Here is a 12,463-nt window from a genome sequence, read left to right as displayed (position 1 = left end):
GACCCGACTCGGGTCCCGGCCCCGGGTTCTACGCCTGAACGCCTCTACTCCTCGCCCGCCAGCTTCAGCGTCCGCAGCTTCTGGCCCGCGTACCAGGTCGCGAGGACCGTCACGCCGATCAGCAGCGCCACCGCCGTCGTCAGGCCGACGTCCGAGGTGACGAGGCCCTCGCCGCTCACCTTCTGCGCGACCGCGAGCGCCCACTGCTGCACGCTGAGGGTCTTCGCCCCGGAGATCAGCGAGCCGAACAGGGCCTCCCAGACCAGCGCGTAGACCAGCCCGATGACCACCGCGTGGCGGCTGACCGTACCGAGCAGCAGGAAGAGCGCGCTGTACGCGATGGAGGCGACCAGCGCCGCGACGGTGTACGCCACCGCCACCTGCTGGCCGTTGCCGTTGAGGATCATGCCCGCGATGAAGGTCGGCACCGCGGAGAAGACCATCGTCACCGCGATCGCGACGATCAGCTTGGTGAAGATGATCGAGGGCCGCTTCACCGGCTTGGAGAGCAGATAGACGATCGAACCGTCGTCGATCTCCGGGCCGATCGCTCCCGTTCCCGCGATGACACCGATCAGCGGCACCATCGTGGCGAGCGCGAATCCGCCGAGGACATCGGCGGCGACCTGGTCGTCCGCGCCGTTGAACGCCCGTACCGCGGCGGCGATCACGAGCAGGAGTGCGGGCAGCGCGAAGAGGATCAGCGCCCGCCGGCGGCCGAGCAGGGCCCGGTAGGTGAGCCGGGCGACTGTGGGGTTGTACATCGGTCAGGCTCCTTTCAGGCCGCTACGAGGTACGAGAAGACCGATTCGAGGGACTCGTCCGAGGGCGAGACCGTCAGCAGCCGGATCCCCTGGTCCCGGGCGACCCGGGGCAGCAGCTCCGTGAAGCGGCCGAAGTCCACCGCCTGGATGCGCAGGGCGCCTTCGGCGAGATCGACCTCGATGCCCGCCGTGGACGGGTCGGCGATCAGCGCGGCCGCGAGCGCCCGGTCGTCGCTTGACCGTACGAGATAGCGGTGCGGCCGGTCCGTCATCAGCCGGCGGATCTTGCGGAAGTCGCCGGAGGCGGCGTGGCGTCCGGCCACGATCACCTCGATGTGCGAGGCGAGTTGCTCGACCTCCTCCAGGATGTGCGAGGAGAAGAGCACCGTGCGGCCCGCCGAGCCCATCCGGCGCAGCAGGTCCATCAGCTGCATCCGCTGGCGCGGGTCCATGCCGTTGAACGGTTCGTCGAGCAGGAGCACGGACGGGTCGTGGACGAGGGCGGACGCCATCTTCACGCGCTGCCGCATGCCCTTGCTGTACGTGGAGATCTTGCGGTCCTGGGCGTACTCCATCTCGACGGTGGCGAGCGCCTGCTGCGCCTCCTTGGCGCCGAGACCGTGCAACTCCGCGTTGGCGACGACGAACTCGCGTCCGGTGAGGAAGTCGTACATCGCCTCCCGCTCGGGCACGACGCCGATCTGCCGGTAGACCGACTCGTTGCGCCAGATCGCCTCGCCGTCCAGGGTGACGGCGCCCGTGGAGGGCTCCAGGAAGCCGCCCATCATGTTGATGAGCGTGGACTTCCCGGCGCCGTTGGGGCCGAGGAGGCCCGTGACGCCGGGGCCGATGGTCATGGTGACGTCGTTGACGGCCACGACGTTGCCGAACCAGCGCGAGGCGTGGTCGATGGAAAGAGTGCTCATGGGCGCAGCCCATTCTTGGGAAGGGTGGTGGTGGGCGACAGGAGCGCGATCACAGCCCGACCTTTCGGTAGCGGCGCATCAGGACTCCGTACGAGCCGGCGATGAGCGCGAGGACGACCAGCAGGTACACGACGCCGACTCCGGCGCCCGGGCCCACGCCTTCCCCTCCGGGGAAGGAGGTGTCGGCGCCGAGGAAGGCGCTCTGCACCCCGCCGATGAGCGTGACCGGCGAGAACAGGCCGATCCACTTGATGGCGTCGAGGTTGTCCGTGCCGTAGGCGATGCCCTGGAGCGTGGAGACCGCGCCGTAGGAGATCACCATGACGGCGATGACGGCGGCCACGCCGAAGCCGCGGCGGGGGGTGAGCGCGGCCATGACCAGGCCGATGCCGCCGAAGAGGAGCGAGAGCAGTGCCACGGAGAGCAGTCCCTGGCCGAAGCCCTTGGCCTGGTCGGCGAAGTCCAGCTTCGCGAGCAGCGCCCCGACGAAGAGGATCACCAGCGGCGCCGCGGTGAGGATGAAGAGCGCCGAGGCCATCGCGCCGAACTTGGCGAGGACGTAGTCCACCCGTTCGATCGGGCGCGAGAAGTACAGGGGCACCGTGCGGAACCTCAGGTCGCGGGAGACGGACTGAGGTGCCTGGGCCGCCAGGTAGATGGAGATCACGAGCTGGAGGTAGATCGCGTAGGCGGTGTAGTCGAGCGGCAGCTTGGACGCCTTGGTGACGACGGCCACCGCGACGATGATCAGCGCCGGCACGCACATCACGGCGAAGAGGATCATCGGCAGCACCTTGGACTTGGCGCTGCGGCCGAGTCCGTACGCTCCGCGCAGCGACTGCGAGAACAGCGCGCGGCGCGCGTACGCGCGTCCGAGGCGCGGCCCGTCGTAGTTGCGGTAGCCGATGTTGTGGATCTGTGTGGTCTCGGGAGCCTGGGAGCTCATCGCGCCGGCACCTCCTCCTGCTGCTGGGCGCCGGGGCGGAAGACCTCGGCGATGTGGTGCCGCCGCTGCTCCATCCGTACGAGTCCGAGGCCGAGGTCGGCGACGGTGTCGCGGACGAGGTCGTACGTGTCCTCGCCCTCGGCCTCCACCAGGAGGATGTGGCCGGCGCCGGGCAGCCCGTCCTCGACACCCTCGTGGAGGGTGACACCCGCGGCGGCGAGCGCGGCGCGCACGGCCTGGGAACCGTCGGGGTGGGTGTCGGAGTCGGTGACCTCGACCGCGAGGGTCGTGGTGATCTGCGTGAAGTCGCTGGTGGAGCTGGAGCGCAGCAGGCGGCCGCCGTCGATGACGACGACGTGGTCGCAGGTGCGCTCGAGCTCGCCGAGGAGGTGGGAGGTGACGAGCACCGAGATGCCGAAGTCCGTCCAGACCCTCCGGATCAGGCCGAGCATCTCGTCGCGGCCCACCGGGTCGAGGCCGTTGGTGGGCTCGTCGAGGAGAACCAGCTGCGGGTCGTGGACCAGCGCCTGGGCCAGCTTCACCCGCTGCTTCATACCGGTCGAGTAGCCGCCGATGGGGCGGTACCGCTCCTCGTACAGGCCGACATGGCGCAGGGTGTCGGCCGTCCGCTCACGGGCGGCGGTGGCGGGCAGGCCCGACATCCGCGCCATGTGGACGACGAGCTCGGTCGCCGAGACGTCCGGTGGGAGGCAGTCGTGCTCGGGCATGTACCCCACGCGCTCACGGATCTGGGCGCCGGAGGTGGCGACGTCCAGGCCGAGCACTTCGGCGCGGCCTTCCGTTGCGGGGGACAGTCCGAGCAGGATTTTGATCATCGTGGACTTGCCGGCTCCGTTGGCACCCACCAGTCCGGTCACACCGGGCCCGATGTCCAGGGAGAGCCGGTCGAGAGCGGTCACCCGGGGGAACCGCTTGCTGAGGCTTTCGGTGGCGATCACAGTCACGCCATAGACGGTAGTGGCGTACACCACAGCCGTCGTCAGCCCAACGGCTCGTTCCTTGTCCGACTCCAGGTGTACGGACCCGTAGGGGAGTCGAGACCAAAGTCGCTCGCCGCCCGCCGGCGCCGGGTTTTCCACAGGCGTCCTGCACACCCCTTGACGCAGCCTCCGAGCATTGTCACATTCATCAGTGTCAAGTTACGACCGCGTAGCGCACGCATACGCTCACGGACGGGCAGGTGGCATGACCTCAGCAGTGACAAGCGAACTGACCGCGGAGCTGCGGGGGTTCAGGGAAGTGCAGCGCCTCTCCTACGAGTGCGCGGAAGCCGTCGCGGCCCAGCTCAAGCCGGGGGTGACCGAGCGCGAGGCCGCGAAGATGCAGCGGGACTGGCTGTACGAGCGGGGTGTGCGTGACTGGTTCCACCGGCCCTTCGCCTGGTTCGGCGACCGCACGGCGTTCGTCGACTTCAAGATCCCGCTCCAGTTCTTCCCCACGAACCGGCGTCTTGAGGCCGGGATGCCGTTCATCCTCGACATGGCCCCGGTGTACAAGGGCTACACCTCGGACATCGGGTACTCCGGCTGCCTCGGCCTCAACCCGCTCCACGACAAGCTGCTCGCCGACCTGAAGGCTCACCGCGAGCTGATCCTGAGCGAGGTGCGCGAGCGCCGCTCCCTGCGCGAGATCTACGAGAACGTGGACCGGCTCATGGTCCGCCAGGGGTACGCCAACCGGCACCGCGCGTATCCCTTCGGCGTGATCGCGCACAAGATCGACCGGGTGAGGGAGCGCCGCTGGTCCCCCACGCTCTTCGGCTTCGGCACCCAGTCGCTGAAGGGGCTCGCGAGCGACGCGATCCACGGCCACCGCGACGGCTGGTCGCCGCTCTGGTCGCCGTACAAGTTCTCCGACCATCCGCCCCGGCCGGGGCTGTGGGCGGTCGAGCCGCACCTCGGCTTCCGGGGTACGGGCGCGAAGTTCGAGGAGATCCTGGTCGTCACCGACTCCAAGGACCCCGAGCAGAGCGCGTTCTGGCTGGACGACGATCTGCCGCACGTGCGGCGCTGGAACGAGAGGGACGTGTGATGGCCGTGCTGCAGGGGGCGCGTGAGCGTTGGGTCCGTACGGGCGGGATCGAGCTGTGCGTCGCCGAACTGGGCGACGAGAGCCGGCCGACCGTGCTGCTCGTGCACGGCTATCCGGACTCCAAGGAGGTCTGGTCGGAGGTCGCGCACCGGCTCTCCGAGCGGTTCCACGTGGTGCTGTACGACATCCGCGGCCACGGCCGGTCCACCGCGCCCGCCCCGCTGCGCGGCGGGTTCACCCTGGAGAAGCTGACGGACGACTTCCTGGCGGTCGCCGACGCGGTCAGCCCGGACCGGCCCGTCCACCTGGTGGGGCACGACTGGGGCTCGGTGCAGTCCTGGGAGTTCGTGACCGTCCCGCGCACCGAGGGCCGGATCGCCTCCTTCACCTCGATGTCGGGCCCGTCCCTGGACCACTTCGGACACTGGATCAAGCAGCGGATGACCCGGCCCACCCCGCGCAGGGTGGGCCAGCTCCTCGGCCAGGGCGCCAAGTCCTGGTACGTGTACATGCTCCACACCCCCGTCCTGCCCGAGCTCGCCTGGCGCGGACCGCTCGGCAAGCGGTGGCCGAAGCTGCTCGAACGGATCGAGAAGGTCCCGGCGGGCGACTATCCGACACCCTCACTGCCCCATGACGCGGCGCACGGAGCCTGGCTCTACCGGGACAACGTCCGTTCGCGGCTGAGCCGTCCGCGCGCCGACGCCTACGCGCATGCGCCGGTCCAGCTGATCACTCCGACCGGCGACGCCTTCCTGTCGGAGCGGCTCTACGACGACCTCGCCACCTGGGTGCCGGATCTGACCCGGCGCTCCCTGCCGGGCAAGCACTGGATCCCGCGCACCCGGCCCGACCAGCTGGCGTCGTGGATCGGCGAGTTCGTCCGGGCGAACGAGGATCCGTCCACCAAGGCCCCGCGGACCGCCGCGGAGAGCCCGGCGGACCCGGTCCACGCCGAGCGGTTCGGCGGCCGGCTGGTCCTGGTGACCGGCGCCGCCAGCGGTATCGGCCGGGCCACCGCCTTCGCCTTCGCCGAGGCGGGCGCACGGGTCGTCGCCGTCGACCGGGACGGGGAGGGCGCGGCGCGCACGGCGGAGATGTCACGGCTGATCGGAGCACCCGAAGCCTGGGGCGAGACCGTCGACGTCAGCGACGAGCAGGCCATGGAGAAGCTCGCCGCGAAGGTGGCGAGCGAGTACGGAATCGTCGACGTCCTGGTCAACAACGCCGGCATCGGCCTCTCCGGCTCGTTCTTCGAGACGACGACGGAGGAGTGGAAGAAGGTCCTCGACGTCAATCTCTGGGGCGTCATCCACGGCTGCCGGATCTTCGGCGGGCAGATGGCCGAGCGCGGCCAGGGCGGGCACATCGTCAACACCGCCTCCGCCGCGGCCTTCCAGCCCTCCCGCGCCCTGCCCGCGTACAGCACCTCCAAGGCGGCGGTGCTGATGCTGAGCGAGTGCCTGCGCGCCGAACTGGCCGGCCAGGGCATCGGGGTCTCGGCGATCTGCCCCGGCATCGTGAACACCAACATCACCGCGACGGCCCGGTTCGCAGGAGCCGGCGAGGAGGAGCAGAAGCGCCGCCAGAAGGAGGCTTCCCGCCTCTACGGCCTGCGCAACTATCCGCCGGAGAAGGTCGCGGACGCGATCCTGCGGGCGGTGGTGCGCAACCAGGCCGTCGTTCCCGTCACCCCGGAGGCACGCGGCGCCCATTTCATGGCCCGGTTCGCCCCCCGGGCGCTGCGGGCGATAGCCCGGCTGGAGCCGCCGGCCTGAGCCGGCGGTCGTACCATCCCTCGTAGCCGGAGCAAGCGGGTGGGAGCGGGTTTGTCGGAGCAGTCAGCACAGGCGGGGCAGCCCGGGCCGTCGGGTCGGACCGGGCCGTCGGGTCGGACCGGGCCGTCGGGTCGGACCGGGCCGTCGGGTCGGACCGGGCCGTCGGGTCGGACCGGACTGCCGTCCGGGGCCGGCCGGCCGGCCCCGGCGGAGTACCGGATCGAGGATCTGGCCCACCACAGCGGTGCCACGGTCCGGACGATCCGCGCCTACCAGGACCGCGGCCTGCTGCCCCGGCCGGAGCGCCGGGGCAGGTCCAATGTGTACGGGGACACGCATCTGGCCCGGCTGCGGCAGATCGCCGATCTCCTGGACCGTGGCTACACCCTGGCCTCCATCAAGGAGCTGCTGGAGGCGTGGGACGCCGGCCGAGGGCTGGGCGGCGTGCTGGGTCTGGTCGCCGAGGTCGACGGTCCGTGGACGGACGAGAAGGCCGACCGGATCTCCCGGGAGGACCTCGACGCCACGTTCGGCGGCAAGCCCGACGAGGACGCGATCCGAGAGGCGATCGAGCTCGGGGTCCTGGAGCGGGTCCCGGACCGGGACGACGAATTCCTGGTTCCGAGCCCCCAAGAGCTGGCAGTGGCGGCCGAGTTGTACGAGGCCGGCGTTCCGCTCACGGCAATCTCCGGTCATCTGCGGGAACTTCGCGTCCAGGTCGAGCACATCGCCTCGCGCTTCCTGGAGTTCACCACCGAGCACGTCTTCGCGCGCTATCTGGAGCATCGTCCTCCGACGGACGCCGACGCTGCCGAGGCGGCGACGATGGTCCGCAGGCTCCGGCCGCTCGCCCAGCAGACGGTCGACGCCGAACTCGCGCGTGCGATGCGGCTGTTCGCCACCCGTCATCTGCAGCACCATCTGTCGGCCGACCCTCCTCCGGTTCGGGACGAAGAGCCGCGTCCGGTGGCCCTGCCGGCCGGGACGATTCGGGCCGTTCAGCGGCTCGTTGGCGCGGAGAACGTTTCCGCGTTCATCGCGGCGGCCGCGGAACGCGAGGTACAGACAAGGACATTGGACGCACTCTCCTCAAATCCCGCGAGTGAGGGGTGAATAGCTCAATCACCCTGGAAAGGGAAGGCCGTTGTCCACAGAATCACCAATTCCCTTGTGGATAACTCCACTTGGCTGTGGATCAAACATCCGTGCTGCAATTCAATGGTCCGCCGCGCGGCCCTCCGGCATCCTGGCGCCATGAACAGATCCGGCGAAAGAGCCCACGACCGATCCGGCGACGAACGACGCACCGTGAAGGTGTCGAAGTACCTCTCGAAACACCTGCGCCATCAGCCCGAGCGGATCGGACTGGTCCTCGACGCGAACGGCTGGACCGAGATCGACACCCTCCTGCGAGCGGCTGCCGAGCACGGCTTCCCGATCAGCCGCGCCGAGCTGGACCATGTCGTCGCCGCCAACGACAAGAAGCGCTTCGCGATCGAAGGAACGCGGATCCGGGCCAGCCAGGGCCACACCGTCACCGTGGACCTGGACCTTCCGCCCGCCGAACCGCCCGCGTACCTCTATCACGGTACGGTCGCCTCCCACCTGGACGCCATCCGGGCCGAGGGCCTGCGGCCGATGGCCCGTCACCATGTCCATCTCTCCCCCGACCGCGAGACCGCGACCCGGGTCGGCGCACGTCGTGGCCGTCCGGTGGTGCTCAGCGTGGACGCCGGTGCGATGCACCGGGCGGGGTACGTCTTCCACGTCAGCGCCAACGGGGTCTGGCTGACCGACACCGTCCCGCCGAAGTTCCTCCGCTTCCCCGGCTGACATCTCGGCCTCACGGCCGAGGCACTCGCCGGGGCGCTGGGGGATGATCGTTCCCATGGGACACCCACCTCTGCCCACCACCGAGTCGGCCGTGGCGGCGATCCGTGAGATCGCCCGCGAGTACGGCCTGGAGATGACCGTCACCGACGACATCGGTGCGGACCAGATCTCCCGCCGCACCTCCGCCGGTGTCTTCACCGTCCTCGATCCGGACGGTTCCCTCCCGCACGAGGCCTTCGTCGAACTCGGCGGCTCGCCCGCGGTCACCGTCCAGCTCTTCGCCGAGGACGACGCGAAGATCACCGTCGACGGCGTGGAGTTCGAGGACATCCCCCGTGACTCCGTCCCCGCGTTCCTGCGCTCCGTCCACGGCGGGCTCGCCCATGTGAAGGGCAGGTTCTTCCCGCCGGGCTGGTGGCTGGTCGTCCCGCTCCCCGGCGACGAGACGTACAAGGAGCTCGTCCTGCAGGGCACGCTCAGCCCGTGGATGAGCCGAAAAGCCCACTGAACCCCGCGCCGCCGGCCGGTTCGGTCGCGTTCAGCCCAACTGGGCGACGGCCTCCGTGGCGATCTTCTCGAAGACGGCCTGATCGGCGGCGAAGTCGGAGTCGGGAATCGGCCAGTGGATCACGATCTCGGTGAAGCCGAGGTCCCGGTGGGTGCCCGCGAAGTCCACGAAGGCGTCCACGGACTCCAGCGGACGGCTCCGGTCCGGGGTGAACCCGGTGAGCAGCACCTTGTCCAGCTCGGCCACGTCCCGGCCGATCTCCGCGCATGCCTTGCCGAGCTTCTCGACCTGGCCGCGGATGGCCTCGACCGACTGCTCCGGCGTGCCCGCCTCGTACAGCTTCGGATCCCCGGTCGTCACCCACGCCTGCCCGTGGCGCGCGGCGAGCTTCAGCCCGCGCGGCCCGGTCGCGGCGACGGCGAAGGGCAGCCGCGGGCTCTGCACACAGCCGGGGATGTTCCGGGCCTCCTCGGCCGAGTAGAAGCTGCCCTGCTGCGAGACGGCGCCCTCGGTGAGCAGCCGGTCGAGCAGCGGCAGGAACTCGCCGAACCGGTCCGCCCGCTCCTTGGGCGACCACGCCTCCTGGCCGAGCGCGGTGGCGTCGAAGCCGTTGCCGCCCGCGCCGATGCCGAGCGTGATCCGGCCGCCCGAGATGTCGTCCAGGGAGATCAGTTCCTTGGCGAGCGTCACCGGGTGCCGGAAGTTCGGCGACGTCACCAGGGTGCCCAGACGCAGCCGCTCGGTGGCCGTCGCGGCCGCCGTGAGCGTAGGCAGCGCACCGAACCAGGGCCCGTCACGGAAGGTCCGCCAGGACAGGTGGTCATAGGTGTACGCAGCATGAAAGCCCAGCTCCTCGGCTCGCTGCCAACGGTCACGACCACCCTCGTGCCAGCGGTGGACGGGAAGGATCACGGTGCTCAGGCGCAAGGTCATACCCACGAGCCTACGACCGCCCCGCCACCCCCTCCCACCACACCGGGACGCACATCGCCGGATCGTCGGCGCCGAAACAGCCCTCTCAGATGTGCGCCCCCTCGCACGCCCGTGCACGCGGTGCGGAAGAATGGATCGGTGACCTCACCCCACTCCCCGCGCCCTGCCGCCCCGGCCCCCCGACTGATCGCCACCGACCTCGACGGCACCCTGCTGCGTGACGACAAGTCCCTCTCGGAGCGGACGGTCGCGGCGCTCGCCGCCGCCGAGCGGGCCGGGATCGAGGTCTTCTTCGTCACCGGGCGGCCGGCCCGGTGGATGGATGTCGTCAGCGACCATGTCCACGGGCACGGACTCGCCATCTGCGCCAACGGTGCGGCCGTCGTCGATCTGCATGCGGGCGGCACGTTCCTGAAGGTGCGGTCGCTGGAGCGGAGCGTCGCGCTCGACGTCGTGACCACGCTGCGCGCCGCCGCCCCGGGCACCTCGTTCGCCGTCGAGCTCACCACCGGCATCCACTACGAGCCGCTGTACCCGCCCTTCTTCCTCGACCCGGGCGCGACCGTCGCGATCGCAGAGAAGCTCCTCTTCGAGGAGGAGCCCGGCGCCGCGGCCCCGGTGCTCAAGCTGCTCGCGCAGCACCCGGAGCTCGACCCCGACGCCTTCCTGGCGACCGCCCGCGCGGCCGCCGGCGAGCTGGCCTCGTTCACCCGCTCCAGCCCCACCGCGCTCCTGGAGGTCAGCGGCCTCGGCATCTCCAAGGCGTCCACCCTGGCCCTCTGCTGCGCCGAGCGCGGCATCTCCGCCGACGAGGTCGTCGCCTTCGGCGACATGCCGAACGACATCGAGATGCTCAGCTGGGCCGGCCGCTCGTACGCCATGGGCAACGCCCACCCGGACGTGATCGCCGCCGCCTCCGGCCGTACCGTCGCCAACAACGAGGACGGCGTGGCCGTCGTCATCGAACGGATCCTCGCCGGCACCCTCGACGACCCGCAGGTCTAGAGCGGGGCCTGCCACACCACCGTCGTACCCGCGCCGTCCTCCCCGATCCCCGGACCGCACCAGCTCGACCCGCCCAGCGACTCCGCGCGCCGCGCCAGGTTGCGCAGTCCGCTGCGCCGGCCGCCCTCCGGGATGCCGACGCCGTCGTCCGCGACCGAGAGCCGAACGCCGGCGGCGCCGTCGGGGAGTTCGGCGCCCGCGTCGACGACGACCTCGATCCGGGTGGCCTCCGAGTGCCGGAAGGCGTTGGAGAGCGCCTCGCGCAGGGCGGCGATGAGGTTCTTGCCGGCGAGATCGCCGACCGTCGAATCGATCGCGCCCAGGAACCGGTGCGCGGGCTTGAAGCCCAGCGGCACGGCCGCCATGTTGATCTCCCGCAGCACACGGGTGCGCAGCCCGGACGGCGCCTCTGCGGGCCCCTGCTGCAGCGCGAAGATCGCGGTACGGATCTCCTGGATCGTCACGTCCAGCTCGTCCACGGCCTTGCCGACGCCCTCGCGCACCGCGGGCACGATCGACTTGCGCTGGGCGCTCTCCAGCATCATCCCGGTGGCGAACAGCCGCTGGATGACGAGGTCGTGCAGGTCACGGGCGATCCGGTCACGGTCCTCGTAGACGGCCAGCCGCTCCCGGTCACGCTGCGCGTCGGCCATCATCAGCGCGAGCGCCGCCTGGGAGGCGAACTGCGTGGCCAGCGTTCGCTCCGCCTCGGTGAAGGGCCGGCCACCCCGTATCCGGGGCATGGCGAGCGCGCCCAGCACCTTGCCGCCGCTGTGCAGAGGCAGCAACATGCTCGGTCCGTACTGGGACGCCAGACGGCTGATCATGCGCGGATCCCCTGAGGCGTCGTCCACGAAGACCGCGTCGCCGCCCAGCAGCTGCTCCACCACGGCGCTCTCCGGCGGGATCACCACACCCAGCGAACTGCTCGGCCGGTCGGCGGAGACGGCGACGATCTCCAGGCCGCCGTCCTCGGCGGGCAGCAGCACGATCCCGGCGGCCGCGTCGGCGAGCCTGCGGGCCTGTTCGGCGACCACCGCGAGGGCGTCGTCCGCGTCGCCGCCGGAGAGCAGGGCGGTGGTGACCGCGACCGAGCCGTCGATCCAGCGCTCGCGCTGCCGCGCGGCCTCGTAGAGGCGGGCGTTGCCGATGGCGATCCCGGCCTCGGTGGCGAGGACCCGGACCATGTGGAAGTCGTAGTCGTTGAACTCGCCGCCGCCGTTCTTCTCGGCGAGGTAGAGGTTGCCGAAGATCTCCCCCTGGACCCGGATCGGAACCCCGAGGAAGGTCCGCATCGGAGGGTGCCCCGGCGGGAACCCCGCGGCGCGCGGGTCCTTGGACAGATCCGTCAGCCGAATGCTCGCGGGCTCGCGGATCAGCGCGCCGAGCAGCCCCGCGTGCCCGTCCGGGCGGCGCCCGATCCGGCGGGCGACCTCCCCGTCGACGCCGAAGGTGACGAAGTCCGAGAGCCCCTCGCCCTCCTCGTCGACGACACCGATCGCTGCGTAGCGGGCGTCGGCGAGTTCGGCCGCGGTCTCGCAGATCCGGTCGAGCGTCGAGTGCAGTTCGAGCCCGGTCCCGACCGAGCGCATCGCCTCGAGGAGCTGCGGCACCCGTGCCGTGAGCTCGGTCGACAGACCCTGGAGGCTGCGGGTGGCCTGGGTGGCGGCTTCCAGGGGGTCCGGGACATCAGGCACGGCGGCGGTCATGGCCTTGAG

At 70.7% G+C, this 12,463-nt stretch carries 12 protein-coding genes; 6 read left to right on the top strand and 6 right to left on the bottom strand.

Annotated elements, in window-relative coordinates; all coding sequences use genetic code 11:
* Window positions 1–44: 44 nt before the first annotated feature.
* From ACFQ7Q_RS03280 to ACFQ7Q_RS03265, 4 genes are read right to left on the bottom strand one after another with little or no spacing between them, the layout of a single operon-like run.
* Window positions 45–764, bottom strand: a complete 720-nt coding sequence (locus ACFQ7Q_RS03280) for an ABC transporter permease (protein WP_383549102.1) — start codon at window positions 762–764, stop codon at window positions 45–47.
* A 14-nt stretch (window positions 765–778) separates the two neighbouring features.
* Window positions 779–1,690: an ABC transporter ATP-binding protein gene (locus ACFQ7Q_RS03275; RefSeq protein ID WP_383549099.1), complete on the bottom strand. Its 912-nt coding sequence runs from the start codon at window positions 1,688–1,690 to the stop codon at window positions 779–781.
* Window positions 1,691–1,739: 49 nt separating this feature from the next.
* A complete protein-coding gene (locus tag ACFQ7Q_RS03270; protein WP_383549096.1) occupies window positions 1,740–2,636 on the bottom strand; it encodes an ABC transporter permease in 897 nt (298 codons plus the stop codon).
* A complete protein-coding gene (locus tag ACFQ7Q_RS03265; RefSeq protein ID WP_383549138.1) occupies window positions 2,633–3,595 on the bottom strand; it encodes an ABC transporter ATP-binding protein in 963 nt (320 codons plus the stop codon). The genes ACFQ7Q_RS03270 and ACFQ7Q_RS03265 overlap by 4 nt, the downstream gene beginning before the upstream one ends.
* 247 nt (window positions 3,596–3,842) lie before the next feature.
* Between ACFQ7Q_RS03265 and ACFQ7Q_RS03260 the strand changes: the two genes are divergently transcribed.
* The 5 genes from ACFQ7Q_RS03260 (at window position 3,843) to ACFQ7Q_RS03240 (ending at window position 8,807) form a co-directional block, all read left to right on the top strand.
* A complete protein-coding gene (locus ACFQ7Q_RS03260; protein WP_383549093.1) occupies window positions 3,843–4,688 on the top strand; it encodes a M24 family metallopeptidase in 846 nt (281 codons plus the stop codon).
* Window positions 4,688–6,466 (top strand): SDR family oxidoreductase, encoded by a 1,779-nt coding sequence (locus tag ACFQ7Q_RS03255; protein ID WP_383549091.1) that lies wholly within the window; start codon window positions 4,688–4,690, stop codon window positions 6,464–6,466. The genes ACFQ7Q_RS03260 and ACFQ7Q_RS03255 overlap by 1 nt, the downstream gene beginning before the upstream one ends.
* Window positions 6,467–6,643: 177 nt before the next feature.
* Entirely contained in the window at window positions 6,644–7,579 is a 936-nt protein-coding gene (locus ACFQ7Q_RS03250; protein WP_383549135.1) for a MerR family transcriptional regulator, read from the top strand.
* 141 nt (window positions 7,580–7,720) lie between these two features.
* On the top strand, window positions 7,721–8,299 hold the full coding sequence (locus ACFQ7Q_RS03245) for an RNA 2'-phosphotransferase (RefSeq protein WP_383549088.1): 579 nt from the start codon (window positions 7,721–7,723) through the stop codon (window positions 8,297–8,299).
* A gap of 55 nt (window positions 8,300–8,354) precedes the next feature.
* A complete protein-coding gene (locus tag ACFQ7Q_RS03240) occupies window positions 8,355–8,807 on the top strand; it encodes a hypothetical protein (protein WP_383549086.1) in 453 nt (150 codons plus the stop codon).
* Between the two features lie 30 nt (window positions 8,808–8,837).
* Here the strand turns inward: ACFQ7Q_RS03240 and ACFQ7Q_RS03235 are convergent, their stop codons facing one another.
* Complete coding sequence (locus ACFQ7Q_RS03235; RefSeq protein WP_383549083.1) at window positions 8,838–9,740, bottom strand: LLM class flavin-dependent oxidoreductase; 903 nt, start codon at window positions 9,738–9,740, stop codon at window positions 8,838–8,840.
* A gap of 138 nt (window positions 9,741–9,878) precedes the next feature.
* Between ACFQ7Q_RS03235 and ACFQ7Q_RS03230 the strand changes: the two genes are divergently transcribed.
* On the top strand, window positions 9,879–10,745 hold the full coding sequence (locus tag ACFQ7Q_RS03230) for a Cof-type HAD-IIB family hydrolase (RefSeq protein WP_383549080.1): 867 nt from the start codon (window positions 9,879–9,881) through the stop codon (window positions 10,743–10,745).
* On the opposite strand, the gene ACFQ7Q_RS03225 is transcribed toward ACFQ7Q_RS03230, so the two are convergent.
* Window positions 10,742–12,454, bottom strand: a complete 1,713-nt coding sequence (locus ACFQ7Q_RS03225; protein WP_383549077.1) for a GAF domain-containing sensor histidine kinase — start codon at window positions 12,452–12,454, stop codon at window positions 10,742–10,744. The genes ACFQ7Q_RS03230 and ACFQ7Q_RS03225 overlap by 4 nt on opposite strands.
* Window positions 12,455–12,463: the final 9 nt, after the last annotated feature.

It is taken from the genome of Streptomyces sp. NPDC056527 (assembly GCF_042794475.1).
Classification (GTDB): Bacteria; Actinomycetota; Actinomycetes; order Streptomycetales; family Streptomycetaceae; genus Streptomyces.
This window is presented reverse-complemented; position numbering and strand designations above follow the sequence as displayed.

Excerpts from the sequence above, each read along its gene's own strand:
- ACFQ7Q_RS03280 (WP_383549102.1), bottom strand. The coding sequence starts at position 764 with ATGTACAACCCCACAGTCGCCCGGCTCACCTACCGGGCCCTGCTCGGC.
- ACFQ7Q_RS03275 (WP_383549099.1), bottom strand. The coding sequence starts at position 1,690 with ATGAGCACTCTTTCCATCGACCACGCCTCGCGCTGGTTCGGCAACGTC.
- ACFQ7Q_RS03270 (WP_383549096.1), bottom strand. The coding sequence starts at position 2,636 with ATGAGCTCCCAGGCTCCCGAGACCACACAGATCCACAACATCGGCTAC.
- ACFQ7Q_RS03260 (WP_383549093.1), top strand. The coding sequence starts at position 3,843 with ATGACCTCAGCAGTGACAAGCGAACTGACCGCGGAGCTGCGGGGGTTC.
- ACFQ7Q_RS03255 (WP_383549091.1), top strand. The coding sequence starts at position 4,688 with ATGGCCGTGCTGCAGGGGGCGCGTGAGCGTTGGGTCCGTACGGGCGGG.
- ACFQ7Q_RS03245 (WP_383549088.1), top strand. The coding sequence starts at position 7,721 with ATGAACAGATCCGGCGAAAGAGCCCACGACCGATCCGGCGACGAACGA.
- ACFQ7Q_RS03240 (WP_383549086.1), top strand. The coding sequence starts at position 8,355 with ATGGGACACCCACCTCTGCCCACCACCGAGTCGGCCGTGGCGGCGATC.
- ACFQ7Q_RS03235 (WP_383549083.1), bottom strand. The coding sequence starts at position 9,740 with ATGACCTTGCGCCTGAGCACCGTGATCCTTCCCGTCCACCGCTGGCAC.
- ACFQ7Q_RS03225 (WP_383549077.1), bottom strand. The coding sequence starts at position 12,454 with ATGACCGCCGCCGTGCCTGATGTCCCGGACCCCCTGGAAGCCGCCACC.